Source organism: Rubellimicrobium roseum (assembly GCF_006152145.1).
GTDB classification, from domain to species: domain Bacteria; phylum Pseudomonadota; class Alphaproteobacteria; order Rhodobacterales; family Rhodobacteraceae; genus Rubellimicrobium; species Rubellimicrobium roseum.
Genome location: NZ_VDFV01000012.1, coordinates 49,981 through 75,289, shown reverse-complemented (window position 1 = coordinate 75,289; position 25,309 = coordinate 49,981). Strand labels below are relative to the sequence as shown.

The window sequence follows — 25,309 nt, the reverse complement described above, 5'->3', positions numbered from 1 at the left end:
TTCGGGCCACGCCCGAGCCTTGCTGCGACGGCCCGGCGTCCTAGGCTGGAACGGAGGGGCCGGTGCGCCGGTTGATTCAACTTGCGCGGGTCCCTTCGACGCATCTGAAGGACGACGCCATGACCTGCCCATTCCCCGCGAACTCCACCCTCCCCGAGGCCGACCGATGACCGAGGCCCTGCGCGCCGCCCGCGTCACAGGCCCCGGACAGGTCGAGGTCGTGAGCCTGCCGCTGCCCGAGCCGGGGCCCGGGCAGATCCGGGTGCGGCTCGACGGCTGCGGGGTCTGCGCCTCGAACCTGGGGCCCTGGGCGGGGCCGGACTGGATGACCTTCCCCACCGAGCCCGGCGGCCTGGGGCACGAGGCCTGGGGCGTGGTGGACGCCCTGGGCGAAGGGGTCGAGGGCTTTCGCGTGGGCGAGCCGGTGGCGATCCTGGGCCAGCACGGCTACGCCTCGCACGACCTGGTGGAGGCGGGGCAGGCGGTGCCGCTGCCGCCCGAGCTTGAGGGCGTGCCCTTCCCCGGCGAGGCCTTCGGCTGCGTGATGAACATCTTCCGCCGCAGCCGGATCGAGGCGAGGCAGGTCGTGGCGGTCATCGGCGTGGGCTTCCTGGGCGCGGCGCTGACGCGGCTGGCGGCCGCGGCGGGGGCCACGGTGGTCGCCATCTCGCGGCGGGACAGCTCGCTGTCGCTGGCGAGGGCCATGGGGGCGGCGCACGCGATCCCGATGCACGATCACTGGACCATCGTCGAGGAGGTGCGCCGCCTGACGGACGGGCGGATGTGCGACGTGGTGATCGAGGCCGTGGGCAAGGAATGGCCCCTGAACCTCGCGGGGGACATCGTGGCCGAGGGCGGGCGGCTGGTCATCGCGGGCTACCACCAGGACGGGCCGCGCACGCTCAACATCGGCGGCTGGAACTGGCGCGGGCTCGACATCGTCAACGCCCACGAGCGCGATCCGCAGGTGAACCTGCGCGGCCTGCGCGAGGCGGTCGCGGCGGTGGCCGAGGGGCGGCTCGATCCCGCGCCGCTGGTCACGCACCGCTATCCGCTGGAGCGGCTGGACGAGGCGCTGGACGCCACGCGCGACAAGCCCGAGGGCTTCGTGAAGGCCTGGGTCGCGCCGGGCTGAGGGGCGGTCCGCTTTTCCACTCCGTTCCTCAAGGGGTTGACCGGGGGTGAGTTGCCCTAGGTTTGTTGTAGAACCTTTCGCGCGCCCGCCCGAGGCGGGTGGCGCGGGCGCCGGCCGCCCCGGCCGGCGAATCACCGCAAGGCGCCCTGCGCCGCAAATCGAGGTGCCGGATGCCGCGCAAGGAACGACCCCAGGACCCCTCCGCCCAGACCGGCCGCCGCATCCTCCTGACCGGGGGCGCGGGCTTCGTGGGCTCGCATCTGGCCGAGCGGCTGGTGCGCGAGGGCCACGAGGTGATCTGCGTGGACAACCTCCAGACCGGTCGGCTGGCGAACGTCGCGCCCCTGATGCAGGGGCCGCGCTTCCGCTTCCTGAGGCACGACATCACGCAGCCGCTGGCGATCGACGGGCCGCTGGACGAGATCTGGAACCTCGCCTGCGCGGCCTCGCCGCCGCTGTATCAGGCGGACCCGCTCCACACCTTTCGCACCTGCGTGCAGGGGAGCCAGAACCTGCTGGAACTGGCGCGCGAGACGGGCGCGCGCATCCTGCAGGCCTCGACCTCCGAGGTCTATGGCGACCCCGAGGTGAAGCTCCAGGCCGAAAGCTACAAGGGCAGCGTGAACACCTGGGGTCCGCGCGCCTGCTACGACGAGGGCAAGCGGGCGGCCGAGACGCTGTTCTACGAATACGGGCGGCTGGGGGTCGAGGTGCGCGTGGCGCGCATCTTCAACACCTACGGCCCGCGCATGAGCCCCGAGGACGGGCGCGTGGTGTCGAACTTCGTGCGGCAGGCGCTGACGGGCGAGGCGCTGACCATCTATGGCGAGGGGCAGCAGACGCGGTCCTTCTGCTACGTGGACGACCTCGTGGAGGGGCTGGCGCGGCTCATGGCCTCGGACGCGAACGGCCCCGTGAACCTCGGCAATCCCGGCGAGTTCACGATCCGCGAGCTGGCCGACCTCGTGCTGGAGATGACCGGGTCGGACTCGGCTGTGGTGCAGCGGCCCTTGCCGCAGGACGATCCCCGCCAGCGCCGCCCCGACATCGGCCGCGCCCGCGAGCTGCTGGGCTGGGAGCCCCGCGTGCCGCTGCGCGAAGGCCTGTCCCGCACCATCGCGCAGTTCCGCGAGGAGCTGGCGCCGGGCCGCCGCCAGGCCGCGCAGGCAGGCTAGGTCAGGGGATACTCGGCCAGGAGGTCGTGGATCGCGCCCTTGGGCCGCAGGGTCGATCGCCAGAGGCCGAAGCTTTCCACCCGGAACGGGGGCGAGGGGAAGCTTTCCCACCGCGACAGGAACCGCGCCAGCCGCTCGTGCTCCTCGGGGCCGGTGCGGTCGAATCGGGCGAGCGTGACATGCGGGCGGAAGCGCTTTCGCTCCAGGGGCAGGCCCGCGCCGTGCAGCGCGGGCAGGAGGCGGTCGTGCAGGGCCTTGAGCTGGGCCGGGTCCTTCACGCCCGCCCAGAGCACCGTGGGCTCGCGGTTGCCGAAGGTGCCCAAGCCCCCGAGCTGCAGGTCGAAGACGGGAAAGCGGATGCCCTCCATCGCCTCGTGGGCGGACTGGATCAGGTCGTCCGGCTGCTCGCCCAGGAAGGCGAGCGTCAGGTGCATCTGCTCGGGGTCCGTGAGCTTGCCGAAGGGGATCTTCTCCTGAAGATCCTCCAAGCCGTCGCGGACCGGGTCGGGGATGTCGATGGCAACGAAGGCGCGCATGGGCCGCAAGCTGGCACCGGGCCGACGGCCCGGCAAGCCCCTCAGAGGCCGAAGGGCCAGGTTTCGGGGATCGCGCCGTCGTGGGGCTCGGGGCCGAGCGGCGTGACGGCCGTGGTCTCGTCGAACCAGACCCAGCCGTCGAACTGCCGGGGCAGGGTGCAGCGGGCGTAGTGGGACGCCAGCTCCGATTCGGGCCGGTAGATGACGCCGATGAAGCGCTCGCGCCGCGGCTCCTCCAGGGCCCGGCGCAGGTCCGGGTCGCGGTGGAGATCCAGCAGGAAACGGGGCACGCCCGCGTCGTGCGACAGCGCCTCGTAGCTGTCGGCGCGCGACGGGCGGACCCGCTTCACCTCCATGTCGCCGTCCCAGTCGGTCGCGGCGGCGACGGTGCCGGTGTGGGTGCCGAAGCCGATCAGCGCGGCCTCCTCCTCCCACCATTCCCGGCAGAGCTGGCCGATGTTCAGCTCGCCCCGCCGCTGGCCCATGTCGGTGTGGCGCGCGTCCCCGATGTGGGAGTTGTGGGCCCAGACGACGGCCCTGGAGTCCGGCCCCTTGTGGTCGAGGATGCTTTGCAGCGTCTCGAACATGTGGGTGTCGCGGAGGTTCCAGCTTTCCTCGTCACCGTGGTACATGATCCGGTAGTAGCGCTCGGCCGAGGCGACGAGGCGGGCGTTGCGCTCGGCGTCGAGGAAGCCCTCGCCGTCCTCGGCGACATAGGCGAGACGCTTCTCCAGCAGGTCGCGCCATTGCTGGACCACGGCCTTCTCGCAGCGGCGGTAGCCCTCGGTCAGCACGGCCCGGCCGTAGATGGCGGGGTCCTCCTGCCAGGGGTGGAGGCAGCCATAGCGCTCGCGCGCGACGCTGGCCGCCTCGGGGTCGATCTCGTCGAGATAGGCCAGGACCGCCGAGATGGACCCGGCCATGTTGTAGATGTCGAGCCCGTAGAAGCCCGCCTGCTCCCCGGACGGCTTCCCTTCGTTCCAGCTCCGCAGCCAGTCGAGGAAGGCCGCCACGTCGGTGTTGCGCCACATCCAGGTGGGGAAGCGCTGGAAGGGCGGCTCGGCCCCGTCGCGGCGGGGGCGGCCGCGCACAAAGGCGTCGAGCACGGCGGCGTCGGGCCAGTCGGCCTCCACGGCAACGGTGGTGAAGCCGTGATGCTCGATCAGGTGGCGGCTGATGGCGGCGCGGGCGCGGTAGAACTCGGAGGTGCCGTGGCTCGCCTCGCCCAGCAGGACCACGCGCCGGTCGCCCCAGCGGTCGAAAAGGCGTCCGAAGGCGGGGTCGTCGAAGCCGGGCAGCGGCTCGGCGGCCTGCGCGATCCGGGCGGCAATGCTGTCGATGGGATCGCTGAGCGGGCTCATGGCGTCAGGCCCCCTGTCCCCAGTTCATCTCCAGCCCGCCGTCGATGGTGAAGCTCTGCCCCGTCACGTAGTCGGCGTCCGGCGAGGCGAGATAGAGCGCGAGGCGCGCGACCTCCCAGGGCTCGCCGGGGCGGTTCCAGGGAATGCGGGGCAGCTCCTCCTTCATGGCCTCGGGGTCCTCGGTCCGCTCGGCCGTCATGGGGGTGCGGATGAGGCCCGGGGCCACGGCGTTGACGTTGATCCGCTGGGGCGCGAGTTCGAGCGCGAGGCTGCGGGTGAAGGTCAGGAGGCCCCCCTTGGCCGCGCCATAGGCCGCGCCGCCCGGCGTGGGGATCGCCTCGTGGACCGAGGTGATGTTGACGATCTTGCCGCCCGGCGCCCCGGCGCGGCGGCGGGCGCGGATGAAGGCGCGGCAGCAGAAGAAGGGGCCGTAGAGGTCGGTGCGGACCACCCGGTCCCAGGTGGCGGTGTCCATGTCCACCACGTTCGCGTCGCCCCCCGTCCCCGCGTTGTTTACGAGGATGCCGGGCACGCCCAGCTCGGATTCCACCGCGCCGAAGAGCGTGTCCACGGCGGCCTCGTCCATCACGTCGAGCTGCTTGACCAGCGCGCGCCGCCCTTCGGCGCGCACGCAGCGCGCGGTCTCCTCGGCCCCGGCCGCGTCGGTGTGGAAGGTCACCGCCACGTCGGCCCCGGCGCGGGCGAACTCGATGGCGATGGCCTGGCCGATGCCGGAATCCGATCCGGTGACGATGGCGATCTGGTCGGACAGGTCGAGCATGGGCGCCTCCGCTGGGGTGCCGGCGAAACCGCCGGGGCGCGGGGTTGTTCCGTCAGGCCAGCGCCTCCAGCATCTCCAGCACGAGGTCCATGCGCTCCGGGCCGCTCGCGGTCTCGCGCCGCAGCACGAGCCGGTCGTCCTGCCATTCGAGCGCCCCGCCGGCGGCCGCCACCGCCTCGGCCACGCGGTCCGTGTCCTCCACGTCCAGCGCCACGGCGGCGGGCCCGGCCGAGATGCGCGTGACCCCCAGCGACCGCGCGAGCGCCCGGATCTGGGCCGTGCGCAGGAGGGTGCCCACCTCGGGCGGCGGGGGACCGAAACGGTCGTCGATCTCGTCCGCCAGCCGCTCCACGTCGCCCGCGTCCCGCGTCCGGGCGAGACGGTGGTAGAGGTTGATGCGCACCTCCTCCTCGGGGATGTAGGCGGCGGGCAGGGCGCCCGTGGCCTCGGCCTGGAACTCCACCTCGCGGTGCAGCGGCGGCTCGCCGCGCGCGGCGCGGATCGCGTCGGCCAGTAGCTCTTGGTAGAGGCCGAGGCCGATGAGCCGAACATGGCCCGTCTGCCGGTCCCCGAACAGCTCGCCCGCCCCCCGCAGGTCGAGATCCTGCGCGCTGATCGCCATGCCCGCCCCCAGCCGGTCGAGCGCCTGGAGCGTCCCGAGCCGCTTCATCGTGGCGGGGGGCAGCTCCTCGCCCGCCTCGGTCAGCAGGTAGCAGAAGGCCTGCGCGCCGCCGCGCCCGACGCGGCCCCGAAGCTGGTGCAGCTGCGCCAGACCGAAGAGGTCGGGCCGCAGAACCACCATGGTGTTGGCGCGGGGCACATCGAGGCCGGATTCGATGATGGACGTCGCAAGCAGCACGTCGCCGTCACCTTCCGCGAAGCCGACCATCACCTCGTCGATCTCCTTCGCGGGAAGCTGGCCGTGGGCCACGCGGAGGCGATAGCGGGGCAGGAGGCGGCGCAACTCTTCGGCCACCGGCTCGATGTCCTCGACGCGCGGCACGACGACGAAGCTCTGCCCGCCGCGCCGCCGCTCGCGCCCCAGCGCCTGGCGCAGGACCTCGGCCCCGCGCTCGGCCAGAAGCGTGCGGATCGGGCGGCGGCGCGCGGGGGGCGTGGCGATCACCGACAGGTCCTGCAAGCCCACCAGCGCCGACTGGAGCGTGCGCGGGATGGGCGTCGCCGTCATGGTCAGCAGATGCGCCCCGGCCACGAGCGCGCGGGCCCTGTCCTTGTCCGGCCGGCCCAGCCGCTGCTCCTCGTCGATGACCATCAGCCCGAGGTCCGCGAACTCGACGCCCTTGCCCAAAAGCGCGTGGGTGCCCACCACGATGCCGATCGAGCCATCCTTCAGCCCGGCCTTGACCCGCTTCGCCTCGGTCGGCGTGACGAGGCGCGACAGGTGCCCGATCTCGACGCCCAGCCCTTCGAAGCGGCGGCGCAGGGTGGACAGGTGCTGGCGCGCCAGCACGGTGGTGGGCGCGAGGATGGCCGCCTGCCTGCCGGCGAAGGCGCAGGCGGCGGCGGCGCGGATCGCGACCTCGGTCTTGCCGAAGCCCACGTCGCCGATGACGAGCCGGTTCATCGGCGTGCCGCTGCCCAGGTCCTCCAGCACCGCCGCGATGGCGCGGGCCTGGTCGGGCGTCTCCTCGAAGGGGAAGCGCGCGGCCAGCCGCTCGTAGGGCGCGCGCTCGGGGACGAGCCGGGGGGCCTCGGTCGCGGCCCGCGCCTCGGCGGCGGCGATCAGCGCGCGGGCCGTGGCCGCGAGCCCCTCGGCCACCTTGGCGCGGCGCTTGTCCCAGCTGGCCGTGTTGAGCCGGTCGAGCGCGACCTCGCCCTCGTCCGCGCCATAGCGCCAGATCCGCCCGGCCTCGGCGGCAGGCACGAGGAGATGCTGGCCTTCGGCATAGTCCAGACGGATGGCCTCGCCCGCGACCCCCTCGGCCTCCAGCGCCTCCAGCCCGTCGAGCCGCGCGAGCCCGTGCTCCATGTGCACCACCAGGTCCTCGTCGTGCAGCTCGGCCGCCTCGACAGTCCAGGGCGCGGCGGTGGCCTGCGGATCCAGCGCGCCCGCCCGGCTCCCCAGCACGTCGCGCGCGGCGACCAGCGCGACGCCGGCTCGCAGGTCCACCACGCCTTCGTCGAGCCCCGTCGCGATCGCCACCGGCGTCCCCGGCGGGGCCGCCAGTGCCGCCGCCCAGTCCGCCACCGGCTCGGGCGCCACGCCCCAGGCCTCGCGCAGGCGTCGGGACAGCCGGGCCCGGTCGCGGCCTGCGAAGCCCGCCACGATCACCCGCCGCCCGGCCGTGGCCTGGGCCTCCAGGAACCCGGCCAGCGCCGCGCGGGGGCGCCGCGCCTCGGCGAAGGCGGGGACGGCCTCGGCCCCGGCGCCGTCGAGGGTCGCCGGATCGCGCGCGCCGGCGAGGCGGTCCCAGTCCTCCACGCTCAGGTAGAGCCGCTCGGGCAGCGGGGTGCGCCGGGCGGGGGTGTCGTCGCGGCTGCGCTCGGCGAAGGCCTCGGCGATCTGGGTGAGAGCGGCGTCGCGCGCGCGCCGCGCGCCGGGGGCCAGCGAGAGCCGCGCGCCCTCCATGTGATCGAAGAGGGTGGCCAGCCGTTCATAGGCCCCGGGCAGGCGCGCCGCCACGTCGGCCTCCTCCTCGTCGGCCGGGCCGGGCAGCTCGGAGGCGGCGTCGATGGCCAGCCGCCTCACCTCCTCGACCGAAAGCTGCGTGGCGGGATCGTAGCGGCGGATCTCGGTCACGACCTCGCCCAGCTCGATCCGGTAGGGCCAGTCCGACCCCGCCAGGAACACGTCCGCCACCTCGCCGCGCACGGCGATCTCGCCCGGTTCGTCCACCCGCTCGTCGAAGATGTAGCCCGTCCCCTCGCAGAAGGACCGCAGCGCCTCGGCGTCGAGCGGCTCGCCCACGCGCGCCACGAGCGCCCGTGCCGCGCCCGGGGGCGGCACCCGCTGAAGGAGCGCGGCGGGCGTGGTCACGACGAGGCGCGGGGCCTCCTCGGGATCGCCAAGCCGCCGCAGCACCGCCATGCGCCGCCCCATCGCCTGCGCCGAGGGCGGGGCCCAGTCGTAGGGCAGCACGTCCCAGGGCGGGAAGGCCACGGCCCCCGACGAGGGCAGGGCGCCGCGCAGGACGCGCGCCAGGGCCTCGGCCCGGCCCTCGCCGGTGGTGACGTGCAGGAGGGGGCGGCCGGGCTCCTCGCCCAGGCGCGCAAGGAGCCGCACGGCCTCGAGGCCGAAGGGAAGGTCGTCCGACACGGGGTCTCCCATCACTGTCCGGAGGCGTCCGGCGCCCCGCGATCCAGCCCCGAGAACGGCGAAGAACCGCGCGAGTTCCTGCGTCGCCGATGGTTCGGGCGGGCCGGGTCGGGCGCATTCTGTTCACGTTCTGGAACCAATGTGCCCTCTGGTTGCGTTAGAAGCCAGCGCCAAGGCGACGGGCGCGTGGCCCTCGACCTCAGGAAGAACGCCGAAGCGGCGAATGAGAGCGAGACCTCTGACCGGGACATTCGAGACAGGAGACACGATGCCGGACGCGACCCCTTTCCCCCTGAACGACTCCTCCGGCCTCCTGATCTGCTTTTCGCATCTCCGCTGGGACTTCGTGCTCCAGCGGCCCCAGCACCTGATGAAGCGCTTCGCCAAGGGGCGCCGCGTCATCGTGTGGGAGGAGCCCATCCCCTGCGAGCACCATCTGCCTTTCTACGAGGTCCACGACTTCCCCGACGACCGCGTGCGCGCGATCCGGCCCCGCATCCCCCAAGGGTGGTCGGCCGAGCGCTCCGAGCAGGCGCAGGCGAAGATGCTGGACGACCTTCTCGAGCTGCAGGGCGGCATGAAGCCGGTGCTGTGGTTCTACACGCCGATGATGTGGCCCGTGGGCGCCCATGTCGAGGCGGAGGCGGTCGTCTACGACTGCATGGACGAGCTGTCGCACTTCAAGTTCGCGCCGCCCGAGCTGCGCGAGCGTGAGGCCGCTCTCCTCAAGGCCGCCGACGTGGTCTTCACCGGCGGCTGGAGCATCTACGAGGCCAAGCGCCTCCAGCATGACAACATCCACCCGTTCCCCTCCTCGGTGGATGCGAAGCACTTCGCGCAGGCCCGGCGGGGGCAGCGCGCGCCCGCCGACATGGCCGCCATCCCCGGCCCGCGGCTGGGCTTCTACGGCGTGATCGACGAGAGGATCGACCTGTCGCTCATCGACCATGTCGCGGCCCAGCGCCCCGACTGGCACGTCGTCATGGTCGGCCCGGTCGTGAAGATCTCCGAGGACGACCTGCCGCGCCGCCCGAACATCCATTACCTCGGCGGCAAGGGCTACGCCGAGCTGCCCGCCTACCTGTCCGGCTGGGACGTGGCGCTGATGCCCTTCGCCATCAACGAGGCCACGCGCTTCATCTCGCCCACCAAGACGCCGGAATACCTGGCGGCCGGGCGGCCCGTGGTCTCGACCCCGATCCGCGACGTGCTGCGCCACTACGGCGACCTCGACGGGGTGAGGATCGCCGACACGCCCGAGGCGTTCCTCCGGGCCTGCGACGAGGCGTTGACGCTGTCCCACGCGCCCGAGGCCTGGCGGCCCGAGGTGGACAAGATGCTGGCCGACCTGAGCTGGGACACGACCTTCAAGCGCATGGACCGGCTGGTGCAGGAGGCCGTGGCGCACCGCCGGTCGCGCCGCGCGCCCGACCGCTTCGCGGCGCCCGGCATCCGGCGCGGCGGGTCGCGGCCCTATGACGTGGTCATCGCGGGCGCGGGCTTCGCCGGCGCCATCATGGCCGAGCGGCTGGCCGAAGGCTCCGGCAAGCGCGTCCTCGTGGTCGACAAGCGCCCTCATGTCGCGGGCAACGCCTACGACCTGCACGACAAGGCGGGCGTGCTGATCCACCAGTACGGCCCCCACATCTTCCACACGAACAGCGAGCAGGTGGTGGACTACCTGTCCCGCTTCACCGCGTGGCGCCCCTACGAGCACCGCGTGCTCGCCAAGGTGGGCGACAAGCTCCTGCCCATGCCGATCAACCGCACGACGCTGAACGGGCTCTACAGCCTGAACCTCCAGACGGACGAGGACGCGGCTGCGTTCCTCGCGGCGCAGGCCGAGCCGGTGGAGGACATCAGGACCAGCCGCGACGTGGTGGTGAACGCCGTGGGGCGGCACCTCTACGAGACCTTCTTCCAGGGCTACACGCGCAAGCAGTGGGGGCTCGACCCGTCCGAGCTGGACAAGTCGGTGACGTCCCGCGTGCCCACGCGCACCTCGCTCGATGATCGCTACTTCACCGACACGTTCCAGGCGATGCCGCGCGACGGCTTCACCCGGATGTTCGAGCGCATCCTCGACCATCCCAACATCGACCTCGCGCTGGGCACCGACTTCCACGACCTCAAGACGGGCGACCTCGCGCCGCTCACGGTCTATACCGGGCCTATCGACGCCTTCTTCGGCCACCGCTACGGGCCCTTGCCCTACCGCAGCCTCCAGTTCCGGCACGAGACGCTGGACCAGCGGCGGTTCCAGGAGGTCGCGGTGGTGAACTACCCCGCCGAGGAGGTGCCCCATACCCGGATCACCGAATACAAGTACCTCACCGGGCAGGTGCACCAGCAGACCTCGATCACCTACGAGTATCCGTCCGCGGTCGGCGACCCGTACTACCCGATCCCGCGCCCCGAGAACCAGGTCCTGTTCAAGAAGTACGAGGCCTTGGCGCTCCAGCGCGACGACGTGATCTTCCTGGGCCGCCTCGGGACCTACCGCTACTACAACATGGACCAGGTGGTGGGGCAGGCGCTGGCCACCTACCGTCGGCTGGCCGAGCGCATGGCGGCGCAGGCGGGCGCCGCCTCCACGGCCGCCGAGTGACGTCCTCCGCCCGATCCCTCGCGGGCGGATGAACGGAGCGGCCGGGTCCCAGGGCCCGGCCGCTTCGCCTCGGGACCGGCGCGGATCGGCCGCCCGCGCCGCCGTGGCGCGCTTTCCTCGGAACCCGATCCGCCCCGTCCCGCGTTGGGGCCCCGATCCACAAGCCGCCGCGTCCCGGCCTGCGCCCCCCGGCGACGGGCCCCCGGCCGGCGTGCGCCCGCGACCAGAGGAGCTCCCGCATGTCCCACGACGACGACTCCTGGCTTCACCAGCCGCGGCCGACCTGGCCCCCGGAAGGGCACCACCAGAACCTTCCCTACCGCGACCGCGAGCCCTATCCCGCCGCCCGCCGCGACTCGGGCGGCCTCACCGAGAAGAAGGTGGTCGCCGCCGCCATGACGCTGGGCCTGGGCGCGCTGGCGGGCTTGGCTGCCTATGCCTATCTCGGACCCTCGGCTTCGCAGTCCGCGCGCCACGCGCAGGAGCCGCGCCTGACCGACGACGCCCCCGGCCGCACGGCCAAGCAGGCGCGCTTCGGCGGCTTCGCCGTCACCGGGCGCAGCGTCACCATCGACCGCCCCAAGGACGAGATCTACGCCTTCTGGCGCGACTTCTCCAACCTGCCCAGGTTCATGGAGAACATCGTCGACGCGGGCGAGCCTGAGCCCGGCATCTCCACCTGGACGATCCGCGCGCCGATGGGCACCAGCGTCAAGGTCCGGTCCCGCGTCGTCAACGACCGCCCCGGCGAGCAGATCGCCTGGCGCTCGACCGAGGGCAGCGGCATCGAGACCGAAGGCAAGGTCATGTTCCGCGACGCCCCCGGCGGGCGCGGGACCATCGTCGAGACGGTGATCGCCTACAAGCCGCCCATGGGCATGGTCGGGCAGGCGGTGGCCAAGCTCTTCTCGGCCGAACCCTCCGTCCAGGCCCGGCGCGACCTCAAGCGGCTCAAGATGCTGCTGGAGACGGGCGAGATCGCCACCAACAAGAACCAGAGCGGCAAGGGCGGCAAGTTCCAGAAGGCCGTCCAGACCGAGCTCCAGTCCTCCCCCGCCGTCTGAGGAGACCCCCTGATGCGCGCACTGACCTATCACGGCAAGCACGACGTCCGCGTGGACACCCACCCCGACCCGCAGATCGTCAACCCCCGCGACGCCATCATCGAGGTCACCTCGACGGCGATCTGCGGGTCGGACCTGCACCTGTATGACGGCGTGATCCCCGGCGTCCTCAAGGGCGACATCCTGGGCCACGAGTTCATGGGCCGCGTGGTCGAGGTCGGCTCCGCCTCGACGCTCAAGGTCGGGCAGCGGGTGACCGTGCCCTTCACCATCTCCTGCGGCGCCTGCTTCCATTGCCGCAACCAGGAGTTCTCGCATTGCGACAACTCCAATCCGGTCGAGAAGCAGGACGTGAGCGAGTCGCTCTACGGCCATCCCATGTCCGGGCTCTTCGGCTATTCGCACATGACCGGCGGCTATCCCGGCGGGCAGGCGGAATACGTGCGCGTGCCCTTCTCGGACGTGGGGCCGCTGGTCGTCCCCGACCATCTGGAAGACGAGAAGGTCCTGTTCCTGACCGACATCCTGTCCACGGGCTGGATGGCCGCCGACCAGGCCACCGTCGAGCCCGGCGACACCATCGTCGTCTGGGGCGCGGGTCCGGTGGGCCTGTTCGCGGCGCAGTCGGCCCGCGTGATGGGGGCCGAGCAGGTCATCGTCATCGACCACTACCCGCACCGGCTGGAGCTGGCGCGGTCCCTGGGCTGCAAGGTCATCGACTACCACCAGACCGTCGTCCTCGAGGCGCTGATGGAGATGACGGGCGGGCAGGGGCCCGACGCCGTGATCGACGCCGTGGGCATGGAAAGCCACGGCTTCGAGAACTTCAACCCGGTGGACACGCTCAAGCAGAAGGTGGGCATCGGCGCCGACCGCATCGGCGCGCTGCGCCAGGCGATCCTCGCGGTCCGCAAGGGCGGGCGCGTGTCGGTGCCCGGCGTCTATGGCGGCATGGCCGACAAGTTCCCCACCGGCGCCCTGATGGAGAAGGGCCTGACCCTGCGCACCGGGCAGACCCATGTCCAGCGCTACCACCAGGAGCTGCTCCGCCGGATCGAGGAAGGCGAGATCGACACCACCTTCCTGATCTCCCACATCACCTCGCTCGAGGATGCGCCGCAGGGCTACAAGAACTTCGCCTTCCGGCAGAACGAGTTCACCAAGGTCGTGCTCAAGCCCGCCTGGGCCAAGGGCCGCGAGGAGGCGGGCCGCGCCAACATGGCCCACTGGACGGGCCCGAGCACGCCGGGCTCCAAGCCGGCGACGGCCCCGAGCCGGGACGTCCTGACCGATGCCTGACCGGCCCTTCGCCGTCGTCACCGGAGCCTCGACCGGCATCGGGCGCGAGCTTGCCCGATGCGCGGCCGAGGACGGCTGCGACCTCCTGATCTGCGCCGACGAGGCGGAGATCGACGCGGCCGCGCATGACCTGCGCCGGCACGGCGGGCAGGTCGAGGCGCTGCGGGCGGACCTGTCGACCGAGGAGGGCGTCCTCGCCCTCTGGCATCAGGTCGGGGCGCGCGAGATCGACTACCTCATGGCGAACGCCGGGCTCACGCTCGGCCACGCCTTCGCCGATCAGGACTGGCCCGACATCCGGCGCCTCCTGAGGCTCAACGTCCTGGGCACCACGCTGCTGCTGCACCGCGCCCTGCCACGGATGCGGGCGCAGGGGCGTGGCCGCGTGCTGGTCACGGGCTCCATCGCGGGCTTCGTCCCGGGCAGCTATCAGGCCGTCTACAACGCCTCCAAGGCCTATCTCGACATGCTGAGCTTCGCGCTCAACGACGAGATGAAGGAGCACGGCGTCACCGTCACCTGCCTGATGCCCGGCCCCGTCGATACGCCCATCTTCGAGCGGGGCGACATGGCCGATTCGGCCATGGGCTCGGCCCCGGTCCCGATCAAGGACACGCCGGAGCACACGGCGCGCGCGGGCTACGAGGCGATGAAGGCCGGCAAGGCCGGGATGACGCCGGGGCTTCTGAACAAGCTCGTGGTGGGATTCGCCGGGCTCCTGCCCGAGCCGCTGCTCGCGCGCATGAACCGCTGGGTTTCCGAGACCGAGCGGGACGACGACCGCGCGCGCTGACCCCTTGGCGGCCGGTTCCGCCCCATTGGGGGCAGGATCGGCCGTCGTTGTCGATATGTTCCAGATATTTTAACTAATTTTTAATGGCTCGATTGAATTAGGGGCCAGTTCGCGGCATTCCTGCGGCATCATGACCCGCTTCGCGTTCCTCGCCCTCGGCGCCCTTCTCATCGGAGTCGCGATCCTCGAACTCCGCTCGGGCGATCTCGACGGCGTGGCGAGCGCCGGAGACGGCGCCCTGCGCGGCACCGTGCGGATGATCGACGCGGACACGCTGGACCTGGGCGACGCGCGGGTGCGGCTGCACGGCGTCGACGCGCCCGAGCGCGACCAGATCTGCCTGGACGAGTCGGGCGTCCCCTGGGACTGCGGCGCCTGGGCGACGACCGAGGCACAGGCGCGCTGGGACGGGCAGGCCGCCGTCTGCGAGGTGCGGGACACCGACCGCTACGGCCGCTCCGTCGCCCGCTGCGTCGTCGAGGGGGTGGACCTCGGCGCGGTGCTGGTGGCCGAGGGGATGGCCGTGGCCTACCGCGACTACTCTCTCGACTACGTGCCGCAGGAGGACCTGGCCCGCGCCGGGCAGATGGGGCTCTGGCGCGGGGAGTTCCAGCGCCCCGCCGACTACCGCCGCGACCCCGATTCCCGGATCACCGACATCGAGGTCCTCAGCGCCCGGACGGGCTGCGAGATCAAGGGCAACATCTCGGGCTCGGGCCGCATCTACCACATGCCCGGCGGGACGAGCTACGACCGCACCGAGATCGACGAGACCGAGGGCGAGCGCTGGTTCTGCTCGGAGGACGAGGCGCTGGCCGCCGGCTGGCGCCGCGCCGCGCGCTAGGGCCGCGCCGTCCCCCGCACGAGGAGCAGCGACACCCCCGCCAGCGCCACCGAGCCCGCCATCAGGGCCTGGAGCGGCCAGGGCCCGGTCCCCCGGCTCAGGACCGCCGCGCCCAGCACCGCGAGGACCGCGCCGCCCGCCGTCATGATCGCGCCCGACAGCCCGGAGGCCGTCGCCGCGAGGTCCGGCCGCACCGAGATCGAGCCCGCCATGGCGTTGGGCAGCGTCATGCCGTTGCCCAAGCCCAGCGCCATGCAGAAGCCGAAGAAGACCCAGGGCCCGCCCAGCCCGGCCAGCGTGAGTATGAGCGACGCCCCGAGCCCCAGCACTGCCACCATGCAACCCAGGAGCGCCATGCGGTCGAGCCCCACGCGCATCGAGTGCCGCCCCGCGAGGTAGTTGCCCAGGACGTAGCCGATGGAGGGTGCCCCCAGCGCCACCCCGGTCCAGAGCGGCGACAGCCCGAAGATCTCGCCCGACACGAAGGCCGCCCCGCCCAGGAGCGCGAAGAAGGCCCCCGAGGCGAAGGCCGCACAGAGCGAGTAGCCCCAGAACCGCCGCGAGCCCAGCAGCGCCGGATAGTGCCGGAGCTGCCCCCGCAGGCCTTCGCCCCGCGCCCGCGCCGTCTCGCCCTGGTCCAGCGCCACCAGCGCCAGCACCAGCGCCCCCGCGGCGGCGAGCAGCACGAAGCTGGCCTGCCAGCCCCAGACCTCGTCCAGAAGGCCCCCCAGGACGGGCCCCACCATCGGCACCAGCGCCATGCCCATGGTGACGTAGCCGATGCGCGACGCCGCCTCGGCCGTGCCCACCGTGTCGCGCACCACCGCGCGGCTCAGGACGATCCCCGCCACCGACACGCCCTGGAGCATCCGGCACGCGAGGAAGACCCCGACCGAGGGCGCCAGCATCGCGCCCAGCGAGGCCAGCACGAAGATGGCGAGCGCGGCCAGCATCACGGGCCGCCGCCCGAAGGAATCGGCCACCGACCCCAGCAGGATCTGCAGCACCGCCGTCGCGGCGAGATAGCCCGACACCGCGAGCTGCATGACCCCGTAGGAGGTCCCGAAATGCTGCGCCATGTGGGCGAGCGAGGGCAGGAACACCGACTGGCTGAGCGCGGGCACCCCCGCCATCAGGATCAGGGTCGCCATGTGCGGCGGCGTCGTGCGGTCGAGGAACCGCACCGCGGGAACGGCGGTCATGTCAGCCCCATTTGTGGAAGATGAAGAAGGCCCCCAGTCCGATGAAGCCGAAGCCCAGCAGATGGTTCCAGCCCAGGGGCTCCTTGAGGTAGAGCACCGAGAAGACCGCGAAGACCGAGAGCGTCAGCACCTCCTGGATGGTCTTCAGCTCGGCCGCCGAGAAATGGCCGTGCCCGATCCGGTTGGCGGGCACCTGGAGCACGTATTCGAAGAAGGCGATCCCCCACGAGACCAGGACCACCATGACCAGCGAGGCCGTCTTGAAGCGCAGGTGGCCGTACCAGGCGAAGGTCATGAAGACGTTGGACAGGAGCAGAAGGCCGACGGTGAGGACCGGGACGGGCAGGGTGGGCATGGGGAACTCCGGCTGAGACGCCCGTCCTGCCGCAGCCCCGCGCGGGGCGCAACCCGGCCCCGGGGGATTGGCAAGCCTGCCGTTCTGCGGTTTCGTGCCACGATGCGGCGACGAGGCGAGGGGGACGGCGTGAACGACATCCTGAACGAGCTCGAATCCCGGCGCGCGGCGGCGCGGCTGGGGGGCGGGCAGGCGCGCATCGACGCCCAGCACGCCCGCGGCAAGCTCACCGCGCGCGAGCGGATCGAGCTTCTCCTCGACGAAGGGTCCTTTGAGGAATGGGACATGTTCGTGACCCACCGCGCCACCGAGTTCGGGATGGAGCGCGACCGCCCCGCCGGCGACGGCGTGGTGACGGGCTGGGGCACGGTCAACGGCCGCCTGACCTACGTCTTCTCGCAGGACTTCACCGTCTTCGGCGGCTCCCTGTCGGAAACGCACGCCCAGAAGATCTGCAAGATCATGGACATGGCCATGCGCAACGGCGCGCCGGTCGTGGGCATCAACGACTCGGGCGGCGCGCGCATCCAGGAAGGGGTGGCCTCGCTCGCGGGCTATGCCGAGGTCTTCCAGCGCAACGTGCTCGCCTCGGGCGTGGTCCCGCAGATCAGCCTCGTGATGGGCCCCTGCGCGGGCGGCGCGGTCTATTCCCCGGCCATGACCGACTTCATCCTGATGGTGAAGGACACGTCCTACATGTTCGTCACCGGCCCCGAGGTGGTCCGCACCGTGACGAACGAGGTCGTCACCGCCGAGGAGCTGGGCGGCGCGCTCACGCACACGCGCCGGTCCTCGGTCGCCGACGCCGCCTTCGACAACGACGTGGAGTGCATCGCCGAGGCGCGGCGCCTGCTCGACTTCCTGCCGCTCTCCAACCGCTCGGGCGTCCCCCGCCGCCCCTTCTTCGACGACCCGGCGCGCGAGGAGCCCAGCCTCGACACCCTGATCCCCGAGAACGCGGGCACCCCCTACGACATGCGCGAGCTGATCCTGAAGGTCGCGGACGAGGGCGACCTGTACGAGATCCAGGCCGAGTTCGCGAAGAACATCCTGACAGGCTTCATCCGGCTGGAAGGCTCCACCATCGGCGTCGTCGCCAACCAGCCCACGCACCTCGCGGGCTGCCTCGACATCGACGCGAGCCGCAAGGCTGCGCGCTTCGTCCGCTTCTGCGACGCCTTCGAGATCCCCCTCCTCACCTTCGTGGACGTGCCCGGCTTCCTGCCCGGCACGGCGCAGGAATACGGCGGCATCATCAAGCACGGCGCGAAGCTCCTCTTCGCCTACGCCGAGGCGACCGTGCCCAAGGTCACCGTCATCACCCGCAAGGCCTATGGCGGCGCCTATGACGTGATGGCCTCCAAGCACCTGCGCGGCGACCTGAACTATGCCTGGCCCACCGCCGAGATCGCCGTCATGGGCGCCAAGGGGGCCGTCGAGATCCTCCACCGCGCCGAGCGGGGCGACCCGGAGCGCATCGCGCAGCGCACGGCCGACTACGAGGCCCGCTTCGCCAACCCCTTCGTCGCCGCCGAGCGCGGCTTCATCGACGAGGTCATCCGTCCCCGCAACACCCGCAGGCGCGTGGCCCGCGCCTTCGCCATGCTGCGCCACAAGAAGCTCGAGAACCCCTGGAAGAAACATGACAACATCCCGCTCTGACTGGCCCGCCCGCGCGGGATGGCTCGCCGCCGTGCTGGGCATCGCCGGGCCCGTGGCCGCGCAGGAGGTGCAGCTTCCCTCCGGCCACAGCGCCCGGCTCTACGACGTGGTGCTGGAGACGGCCGAGCCCGTCATGGTCCCCGACGCCGGCACCGACCCCGAGGCGCTGCCCGAGGAGGCTTTGGCCGAGGACGAGCCGCTGAACCGCCCCCCCGCGCAGGTCGCGGCGCCCGCGGCGGGTGGCCCGGCCCAGGGCGGGCTGGCCCGGTTCCGCCTGGTCGTGGACGGCCTGGGCGGCGCGGGCGCGGCCTACGAGGACGTGGCCCCCGACTTCGCCTGGCTCTGCGAGAGCCTCGCGCTCCCCGCGCTCGACGCCAACGGCTGGAGCCCGACCGAGGTCGTCATCGCCCTGTCGGACCGCGAGGTGGCCTTCGGCGCAACCGATCCGCAGGCCGTGCAGTTCTTCGAAGGGTTCCGCATCGACGGCGGCGCCTGCATCGCCCAGGCCTTCTGAGGAGGACCCCATGGAAAAGCACCGCGGCTTCCCCGGGCGGCTGCCCAGCTCGGACTTCCAGTTCACGATCCGCCACGCCAACAAGAAGGGCGCGACGCCCCTCATCGCGCGCGAAAGGTTCCGCGACCGCAAGGCCGCCGACCGCCGCGCCGACGAAGGCTTCATGGCCGCGCTCTGGGAGCATTTCGGCGAGGAGCCCTTCGTGCGCGGCAACCTCGACGCCGGCCGCCTGTCCTGGCTCTTCGGCCGCGAGGTCGTCCCGGCCGAGGAGCCCTTCGATCCCCAAAGCTACGACGCGCTCCTGCGCATCGACGTGAGGAAAGCCCGCGCCTCCTTCCCGCAGGTCTTCGAGCCCGACGCGCCCGAACCCGCCGACGACGACGACTGGGACGAGGGCGAGGATTGAGCGTGGCCCTTGCGCCACGGTCGGGGCGGAAATCGGGCGCGGGCCCCGTGCCGCCGGCGGGACGCGCGCTAGGCGACCCAGCGACCTGACCGGGCCGTTCCGGCCGTCACGGCTCGGTCCCGCAACGGGAATCCCGACGCGGGAACGCCGCGTGGGGGCCGGCTGGAGTCACGGCAGGCTGCGGGGTCGGGGAATCCCTGCCTTGCACCCCCCGGTCGGGAATGGCATCCCTTGCCGCATCTGGGGCCACACCAAGATCTGGAGAATCCACATGTCCATCACGCTCCGCCTCGTCGCCGTCCTGGGCGTCGCCGCGACCCTGACCGCCTGCGGCGAGACCGACCTCGAGCGCACCGCCACCGGCGCCGCGATCGGCGGCGGCGTCGCCGCCCTGACCAACGGCGACCTGGCCGAAGGCGCGCTGATCGGCGCGGCCGCCGGCGCCATCTCGTGCAACGTCGCGCCCGGCGCCCCGAACTGCTACTGATCTTCGGGGGCCTTGGCCCCTGACCGATCCGGCCGCCGGGGCACCCGCCTCGGCGGCCGTGTCATGTCCGGGCGGGGCTCATCCCCCGCCGCCGCGATAGCGGGTCTCCTCCTGCCGCAGGGGCGTGCGGTCGATGGCGCGCGACAGGTCCCGCACGGTCTGCGGCGAGGGCCGCCGCAGCGTCACCCGCCCGTCCTTGTCCACCAGCACGATCCCGAAGCCACGCGGCCTCAGGTCCTGCCGCGCGGGGCTGCGCGCGGCCGGGTCGGTGTCGAGGATCACCACCACGTCCCGGTCGGCCAGGGCCGCGGGGTTGGTCTCCAGCAGCCGGAGCTGCTCCTCCACCTGCGGCTGGCGCGGGCTGTCGGCGAAGATCACCAGGGGCCGCGCCACGTATTCGAAGGCCGTCAGGTCCACCCCTTCGGCGTCAAGGATCGCGGTCCGGTCGATCTCCCAAAGGGCGACGGGATCGGCGGGGACCTCCTCGGCCGCCGGGCCGCCGGTGGCCTCCTCGGCGGTCGAGCCGCCGGCGGCCGGCGGGGCTGCCGCCTCCTGCGCGGAGACGGAGAGGGGGACCAGGGCGAGAAGGAGCAGGGCAAGGGCACGGGTCATGCCCACCATATAGGCACGACCTGCCCCACCCTGTAGGCCGAACCGCCTGAAGCCCTCCGATTCCGGTCCGCTTCGCTCGGTTTCCCGTGCTCCGGGACTCGCGCCGCCGCGCGCGCCGTGCGACAACCGCCCCGACGGACGGGGGCGACCCTGGGCGGCAAACAGCCGCGCGCCAGGGTCCCGCCTCCCGTCCCGGAGCCGCTGCCTGGGGAATCCGCCGATGGAGCTCGACCACCTTGCCGTCACCTGTGCCTCGCTGGAGGAGGGCGCGGCCTGGGCCGAGGAGCGGCTGGGCGTATCTCTCGACCCCGGCGGCCGGCACGACCGCTTCGGCACCTGGAACCGCCTCCTATCCCTCGGCCCCGGCCTCTATTTCGAGGTGATCGCCCCCGAGCCCGGCACGACTCCCGCCGTCCCCCGCTGGTTCGGCCTGGAGGAGGCGGGGGCCCCCCGCCTGGGCAACTGGATCGCCCGGGTTCCCGACCTCGACGCCGCGCTGGCCGCCGCCCCGCCCGAGGCGGGCGAGGCGCTGGCGCTCGCCCGGGGAGACCTGTCCTGGCGCGTGGCCGTGCCGCCGGACGGCAGCCTTCCCTGGGGCGGCGCCTTCCCGACGCTGATCCGCTGGGCATCGGGCCTCCATCCCGCCGAGCGCCTGCCCGACCGCGGCGTGCGCCTTTTGTCGCTGGAGGTGGGCCATCCCCGCGCGCCTCGCCTCAAGGCGCTCCTGTCGGGCCTCGACGACCCCCGCGTGACCTTCGTGACCGCCGACCACCCGACGTTGCGCGCCCGTTTCTCCACGCCCAAGGGCGAGGTCGAACTGTGATCCGTTCCGCCACGCCCGCCGACGCGGCCCAGCTCCATGCCATCTGGACGCCGGTGATCCGCGAGACGACCCACATCTTCCACACCACCGAGCGGACCGAGGCCGAGATCGCCGCCCTGACCGAAGGGACCGACCCCTTCCTCGTCTGGGACGAGGGCGGGCAGATCCTGGGCTTCGCCCGCTGCTTCCCGTTCCGCGCCGGCAACGGCTACACCCACACCGTCGAGCACACGATCCTCCTCGCGCCGCAGGCGCGGGGCCGGGGCGTCGGTCGCGCCCTCATCGACGCGCTCTGCGCCGCCGCAAGCGCCCAAGGCAAGCACACGATGTGGGGCGCCATCAGCGCCGAGAACGCCGGGGGCCTCGCCTTCCACGCCGCCTGCGGCTTTCGGGAATATGGACGCCTGCCCGAGGTGGGCTACAAGTTCGGCCGCTGGCTCGACCTCGTGCTGATGGGCCGCCGGCTATGACCCAGGAACCCCGGAGGCTGCTCCTCATGTCGATCTGGACCCGCGTCACCGACCTCCTGGCCCTCCTGACGCGGAACGAGCCCCTGTCCTCGCTGTTCGAGCGGCTGCGCACCCCGCCGGAGAAGACCGTGGGCTTCGCCATCGCCACCGTGGCGCTGGGGGCCAAGATCGCCAAGGCCGACGGGCTCGTGACCCGCAACGAGGTCGCGGCCTTCCGCGAGGTCTTCATCATCCCCGAAGGCGAGGAGTCGAACGTCGCCCGCGTCTACGACCTCGCCCGGCAGGACGTGGCCGGCTTCGAGGACTACGCCCGCCGCATCCGCGCGATGTTCGGGGACGGGGCCGCGCAGCTTCCCGACCTGCTGGAGGGCCTGTTCCACATCGCGGTGGCCGACGGCGACTACCACCCCGAGGAGAACCGCTTCATCGCCCGCGTGGCCGAGATCTTCCACGTGCCCGAGCACGAGTTCCAGCGCATCCGCGCCGAGTTCGTCCCCGACGCCGAGCGCGACCCCTACGACGTGCTGGGCGTCCCCCACGGCGCCCCTCTGACCCAGGTCCGCGCCGCCTGGCGGGCGCTGGTGCGCGAGACGCATCCCGACCGCCTGATCGCCCATGGTCTCCCCGAGGAGGCCATCCGGCTGGCCGAGAAGCGGCTCATCACCGTCAACCGCGCCTGGGAGCAGATCTCGGACAGGGCGGCCTGATGCGCCTGGCCACCTACAACGTCCAGTGGTTCGACTACCTCTTCGACGACCGGGGGCGGCTGCTTGAGGATGACGGCCGCGGCGGGCGCGAGGGCGTCACGCGGGGCGAGCAGGCGGCGGCCCTGGGCCGGGTCTTCCGCGCGCTCGACGCCGACGCGGTGCTGGTGGTCGAGGCCCCCGACGCCCGCCACCGCTCGCGCGACGGCGCGCTGGCGCTGGCGGGCTTCGCGCGCCGGTTCGACCTGCGGGCGCGCGAGGTGCTGCTGGGCTTCCCCAGCCATTCCCAGCAGGAGATCGCGCTCCTCTACGACCCCGACGCGCTGGAGGCCGGGCACGACCCGCAGGACGACGGGCCGCCCCGCTTCGACGGCACCTTCCGGGTGGATCTCGACGACGACGGCCAGCCCGAGCCCGTCACCTGGTCCAAGCCGCCGCTGGAGGCGGCGCTGCGCACCCGCGCCGGCACGTCCCTCCGCCTCATCGGCGTCCACGCCAAGTCCAAGGCCCCCCACGGCGCGCGGACCGAAGCGCAGGCCCGCCGCATCGCCATCGAGAACCGCCGCAAGCAGCTCGCGCAATGCGTCTGGCTGCGGGCGCGGGTGGACCGCCACCTGGCCGCGGGCGACCCGCTGGTCGTTCTGGGCGACTTCAACGACGGTCCCGGCCTCGACGAGTTCGAGAAGCTGTTCGGCCGCTCAGGGATAGAGATCGTGCTGGGCGAGAACGGCGAGCCCCGCCTCCATGATCCCCACGCCGCGCAGGCGCTCTCGGGGCCGCTCGTCGCCGCGCCCGCCACCGCGCGGTTCCGCGTGCCGCCCGACGGCCGGTGGCTCTCGGCGCTGCTCGACTACGTCATGGTCTCGCCGGACCTTCGGACGCGGGGCGCGCGCTGGCGCATCTGGCACCCTTTCGACGACCCCGCCTGCTGGAAGGACGAACCCCTGCGGGACGCGCTCCTTCACGCCTCGGACCATTTCCCGGTCACGCTCGACCTCGACATCTGACGGCCGGTCGGCGTGGGCCCGGCCCTTCAACAAGGCGGCGGGCGTCCTATATGCGGGACATGAAACCGCTTGTCCCCCTCGCGCTCGCCGCGGCGCTTCTCGCGGCCCCGCTCCACGCCCAGGAGGAAGGCCCGAGCCTTCTCGACCAAGGCCGCGATCTCTTTCTCCGCGGCCTGACCGAGGAGATCGCCCCGCAGATCGAGGGGCTGTCGGGCATCGCCGCCGAATACCTCCCGACCTTCACCCTTCTCGCGCGCGAGATGGGCCCCGCCTTCGTCGAGGTCTTCGGCCGGATCGATGCGATCGGCAACTACGAGCCGCCCGAGATCCTGCCCAACGGCGACATCCTCCTGCGCCGCAGCCCCGACGCCCCCGAGTGGACGCCGCCCGAGGCCGATCCCGGCGCCGTGCCCGACCCCGAGGCTCCGCAGGTCGAGCTCTAGGGCGGGCTCCGGCCCGCTTTCCGGGGTGTTGCGCGAACCGGCCCCCCACCGTTCGGTGGTGTCAGGTTTCGTTAACTCCTCTGCGGCACCCTGATTCCATGCGCCCCTGATGTTGGGGGCCTCGGAGGATTAGGACCCATGAAGGCGGAAGGACGCGCCCGTTCAGTCGTCGGTGAAGGCGACCTTGCCCGTCGCGCCCATGGCCTGCGCCAGCGCGTCGAAGCGCGCCTTGGCCACCTCCCCGAACAGGGGCCGCGCCCGCGCCTCGACGGTCAGCGTCAGCGCCTTCTTCTCGGGCTTCCAGCGGAAGGACCCCGGCGCGTCATGTGCGCCCAGCCAGAGCATCGCCCCCAGCCGCAGGGCGCGGCCCAGCACCTCGGCCTCGCGCGCGTCCTCGTCCGACAGGAGCCCGAACAGCGCGTCGAACCGCGTCCCCTCGCGCCGCGACGAATAGCGGAACATGAGCGCGAGCCCCAGGTAGACGCGCTCCTCGTGCTTGATGCCGCCCAGGTTGGCGCGGGTCGCCGCGTCCACGCAGGTCTCGGCCCGGTAGTCGGGATGCGCGCGCCAGTTGACGTCGTGCAGCAGGCAGGCCGCCTCGATGATGCGCCGCCGCTGCCAGTCCGCATCCGGGAACAGCGGCAGCACGAAGGTGTGCAGCACCCGCCCGAAGCCCGGCAGCCGCGCGTCGCGCCGCTCCTGGAACCGGCAGGCCTCCAGCAGCGGGTCGCGCTCGCGCAGGGCGGGGGGCATCCGCTCGTAGAGCATGCCTTCGCGGATGCCGTAGGACGACACGGCGATGTCCTTGGGCCGGAAGACCCGGCACAGTTCGTCCAGCACCTGCACCGCCACGGGCACCAGCGCGATCCGGTCGGCCGAGATGCCCAGCCGCTTGCCCAGGCCGCCCACCTCGTTCGCCTCGATGAAGGCGCGCGTGGCCGACACGGCGGCGGGCGTCATGCGGTATTCGTGCAGCACGGTCAGCGGCCAGCCGCGCCGCTCCATGTCGATGCGGGCGATGGCGCGCCAGGAGCCGCCGACCAGGAACAGCCGCATCCCCGTCTCGCGGTCCATCTGGTCGTGGAGCCGCGCCATGACCTCCTGGATATGCTTGGTCAGCGCCTTGGGCCCGCCCTTCACCTCCTGGAGCTTGAGGCCCCCCAGGGGCGAGGTCACGCGCCGGCCCACCCGCCCGTTGGCGATGTCGGCCAGCTCCATCGAGGCGCCGCCGATGTCGCAGACCAGCCCGAAGCTGCGCGGCCAGCCCAGCAGCACCCCCTGCGCCGAAAGCCGCGCCTCCTCGTCGCCGGGGATGACGTCCAGCCGCAGCCCGGTCCGGCGCTCGACCTCGGCCACGAACTCGGGCCCGTCCTCGGCCTCGCGCACGGCGGCGGTGGCTACCGCCATCATGGTCTGGAGCCCCATCCCGCGCGCCAGCGCGGCAAAGCGGCACAGCGCGTCCATCGCCCGCAGCCGCCCCTTGGGGTTGAGCCGCCCCGTGTCGGACAGGCCCGAGCCCAGGGCGCACATGATCTTCTCGTTGTAGAAATAGGCGGGGCTGCGGGCCGCGCCGTCGAACACGACGAAGCGCACCGAGTTCGAGCCGACGTCCACCACCCCGACATGCAGGGTCTGGGCGGCGCTGTCGTCGAACATCGGCCGGCTGTCCTCCCAGGAGGGCGGCGCCGCGCCGGCGAAAAGGTCGGTGTCGGGGGCGCTGGTCATGGGCGTCCGGCTCCTGCTGCGGGCCA

At 72.5% G+C, this 25,309-nt stretch carries 24 protein-coding genes; 16 read left to right on the top strand and 8 right to left on the bottom strand.

Annotated elements, in window-relative coordinates:
* Positions 1-166 precede the first annotated feature (166 nt).
* Both FHG71_RS10855 and FHG71_RS10850 read left to right on the top strand, forming a co-directional pair.
* Positions 167-1,135 (top strand): MDR/zinc-dependent alcohol dehydrogenase-like family protein, encoded by a 969-nt coding sequence (locus tag FHG71_RS10855; RefSeq protein WP_139081698.1) that lies wholly within the window; start codon positions 167-169, stop codon positions 1,133-1,135.
* 170 nt (positions 1,136-1,305) lie between these two features.
* On the top strand, positions 1,306-2,310 hold the full coding sequence (locus FHG71_RS10850; RefSeq protein WP_139081697.1) for a UDP-glucuronic acid decarboxylase family protein: 1,005 nt from the start codon (positions 1,306-1,308) through the stop codon (positions 2,308-2,310).
* Here FHG71_RS10850 and thpR read toward each other — a convergent pair.
* Genes thpR through FHG71_RS10830 form a run of 4 tightly spaced genes read right to left on the bottom strand, consistent with a single transcriptional unit; the run spans position 2,307 to position 8,265 of the window.
* Positions 2,307-2,846 carry an RNA 2',3'-cyclic phosphodiesterase gene (gene thpR, locus FHG71_RS10845; RefSeq protein ID WP_139081696.1) on the bottom strand — a complete coding sequence of 180 codons (540 nt, stop codon included), beginning with the start codon at positions 2,844-2,846 and terminating at the stop codon, positions 2,307-2,309. The genes FHG71_RS10850 and thpR overlap by 4 nt on opposite strands.
* Before the next feature lie 41 nt (positions 2,847-2,887).
* Entirely contained in the window at positions 2,888-4,207 is a 1,320-nt protein-coding gene (locus FHG71_RS10840) for an erythromycin esterase family protein (RefSeq protein ID WP_139081695.1), read from the bottom strand.
* A gap of 4 nt (positions 4,208-4,211) precedes the next feature.
* Positions 4,212-4,988, bottom strand: a complete 777-nt coding sequence (locus FHG71_RS10835) for an SDR family oxidoreductase (RefSeq protein ID WP_139081694.1) — start codon at positions 4,986-4,988, stop codon at positions 4,212-4,214.
* A gap of 52 nt (positions 4,989-5,040) precedes the next feature.
* Positions 5,041-8,265 carry a helicase-related protein gene (locus FHG71_RS10830; RefSeq protein WP_246045420.1) on the bottom strand — a complete coding sequence of 1,075 codons (3,225 nt, stop codon included), beginning with the start codon at positions 8,263-8,265 and terminating at the stop codon, positions 5,041-5,043.
* 268 nt (positions 8,266-8,533) lie between these two features.
* Between FHG71_RS10830 and glf the strand changes: the two genes are divergently transcribed.
* The 5 genes from glf (at position 8,534) to FHG71_RS10805 (ending at position 14,873) form a co-directional block, all read left to right on the top strand.
* Positions 8,534-10,873, top strand: a complete 2,340-nt coding sequence (gene glf / locus FHG71_RS10825; protein WP_218014078.1) for a UDP-galactopyranose mutase — start codon at positions 8,534-8,536, stop codon at positions 10,871-10,873.
* Between the two features lie 239 nt (positions 10,874-11,112).
* A complete protein-coding gene (locus tag FHG71_RS10820; protein WP_246045419.1) occupies positions 11,113-11,937 on the top strand; it encodes an SRPBCC family protein in 825 nt (274 codons plus the stop codon).
* Between the two features lie 12 nt (positions 11,938-11,949).
* Entirely contained in the window at positions 11,950-13,236 is a 1,287-nt protein-coding gene (locus tag FHG71_RS10815) for a zinc-dependent alcohol dehydrogenase (protein WP_139081692.1), read from the top strand.
* The gene (locus FHG71_RS10810) at positions 13,229-14,029 is read left to right on the top strand and encodes an SDR family NAD(P)-dependent oxidoreductase (protein ID WP_139081691.1); all 801 of its coding nucleotides are present in this window, start codon (positions 13,229-13,231) and stop codon (positions 14,027-14,029) included. The genes FHG71_RS10815 and FHG71_RS10810 overlap by 8 nt, the downstream gene beginning before the upstream one ends.
* 130 nt (positions 14,030-14,159) lie before the next feature.
* Complete coding sequence (locus tag FHG71_RS10805; RefSeq protein WP_139081690.1) at positions 14,160-14,873, top strand: thermonuclease family protein; 714 nt, start codon at positions 14,160-14,162, stop codon at positions 14,871-14,873.
* Here FHG71_RS10805 and FHG71_RS10800 read toward each other — a convergent pair.
* Together FHG71_RS10800 and FHG71_RS10795 are read right to left on the bottom strand one after the other, a co-directional pair.
* On the bottom strand, positions 14,870-16,075 hold the full coding sequence (locus FHG71_RS10800; protein ID WP_139081689.1) for a multidrug effflux MFS transporter: 1,206 nt from the start codon (positions 16,073-16,075) through the stop codon (positions 14,870-14,872). The two genes, FHG71_RS10805 and FHG71_RS10800, sit on opposite strands and share 4 nt — an antisense overlap.
* Position 16,076: 1 nt before the next feature.
* Positions 16,077-16,430 (bottom strand): DMT family protein, encoded by a 354-nt coding sequence (locus tag FHG71_RS10795; protein ID WP_139081688.1) that lies wholly within the window; start codon positions 16,428-16,430, stop codon positions 16,077-16,079.
* Positions 16,431-16,559: 129 nt separating this feature from the next.
* On the opposite strand from FHG71_RS10795, the gene FHG71_RS10790 reads away from it, so the two are divergent.
* The 4 genes from FHG71_RS10790 to FHG71_RS10775 all read left to right on the top strand — a co-directional run bounded on the left by FHG71_RS10790 (position 16,560) and on the right by FHG71_RS10775 (position 19,499).
* On the top strand, positions 16,560-18,092 hold the full coding sequence (locus tag FHG71_RS10790; protein WP_139081687.1) for an acyl-CoA carboxylase subunit beta: 1,533 nt from the start codon (positions 16,560-16,562) through the stop codon (positions 18,090-18,092).
* Positions 18,073-18,606 carry a DUF6497 family protein gene (locus FHG71_RS10785; RefSeq protein WP_139081686.1) on the top strand — a complete coding sequence of 178 codons (534 nt, stop codon included), beginning with the start codon at positions 18,073-18,075 and terminating at the stop codon, positions 18,604-18,606. The genes FHG71_RS10790 and FHG71_RS10785 overlap by 20 nt, the downstream gene beginning before the upstream one ends.
* 10 nt (positions 18,607-18,616) lie before the next feature.
* Entirely contained in the window at positions 18,617-19,012 is a 396-nt protein-coding gene (locus FHG71_RS10780; protein WP_139081685.1) for a hypothetical protein, read from the top strand.
* 271 nt (positions 19,013-19,283) lie between these two features.
* Positions 19,284-19,499 carry a hypothetical protein gene (locus tag FHG71_RS10775; protein ID WP_139081684.1) on the top strand — a complete coding sequence of 72 codons (216 nt, stop codon included), beginning with the start codon at positions 19,284-19,286 and terminating at the stop codon, positions 19,497-19,499.
* 78 nt (positions 19,500-19,577) lie between these two features.
* On the opposite strand, the gene FHG71_RS10770 is transcribed toward FHG71_RS10775, so the two are convergent.
* Positions 19,578-20,111: a DUF4174 domain-containing protein gene (locus tag FHG71_RS10770; protein WP_218014077.1), complete on the bottom strand. Its 534-nt coding sequence runs from the start codon at positions 20,109-20,111 to the stop codon at positions 19,578-19,580.
* A gap of 220 nt (positions 20,112-20,331) precedes the next feature.
* On the opposite strand from FHG71_RS10770, the gene FHG71_RS10765 reads away from it, so the two are divergent.
* Genes FHG71_RS10765 through FHG71_RS10745 form a run of 5 tightly spaced genes read left to right on the top strand, consistent with a single transcriptional unit; the run spans position 20,332 to position 23,558 of the window.
* Positions 20,332-20,934, top strand: a complete 603-nt coding sequence (locus FHG71_RS10765) for a VOC family protein (protein ID WP_139081683.1) — start codon at positions 20,332-20,334, stop codon at positions 20,932-20,934.
* Positions 20,931-21,404 carry a GNAT family N-acetyltransferase gene (locus FHG71_RS10760; RefSeq protein ID WP_139081682.1) on the top strand — a complete coding sequence of 158 codons (474 nt, stop codon included), beginning with the start codon at positions 20,931-20,933 and terminating at the stop codon, positions 21,402-21,404. The genes FHG71_RS10765 and FHG71_RS10760 overlap by 4 nt, the downstream gene beginning before the upstream one ends.
* 26 nt (positions 21,405-21,430) lie before the next feature.
* On the top strand, positions 21,431-22,111 hold the full coding sequence (locus FHG71_RS10755) for a molecular chaperone DjiA (RefSeq protein WP_139081681.1): 681 nt from the start codon (positions 21,431-21,433) through the stop codon (positions 22,109-22,111).
* Positions 22,111-23,115 carry an endonuclease/exonuclease/phosphatase family protein gene (locus FHG71_RS10750; protein ID WP_139081680.1) on the top strand — a complete coding sequence of 335 codons (1,005 nt, stop codon included), beginning with the start codon at positions 22,111-22,113 and terminating at the stop codon, positions 23,113-23,115. Before FHG71_RS10755 ends, FHG71_RS10750 begins: the two co-directional genes overlap by 1 nt.
* Positions 23,116-23,174: 59 nt before the next feature.
* Positions 23,175-23,558, top strand: coding sequence for a hypothetical protein (locus tag FHG71_RS10745; RefSeq protein ID WP_246045418.1), 384 nt, complete (start codon positions 23,175-23,177; stop codon positions 23,556-23,558).
* 162 nt (positions 23,559-23,720) lie between these two features.
* Here the strand turns inward: FHG71_RS10745 and FHG71_RS10740 are convergent, their stop codons facing one another.
* Positions 23,721-25,283, bottom strand: coding sequence for a Ppx/GppA family phosphatase (locus FHG71_RS10740; protein WP_139081678.1), 1,563 nt, complete (start codon positions 25,281-25,283; stop codon positions 23,721-23,723).
* Between the last annotated feature and the right edge of the window lie 26 nt (positions 25,284-25,309).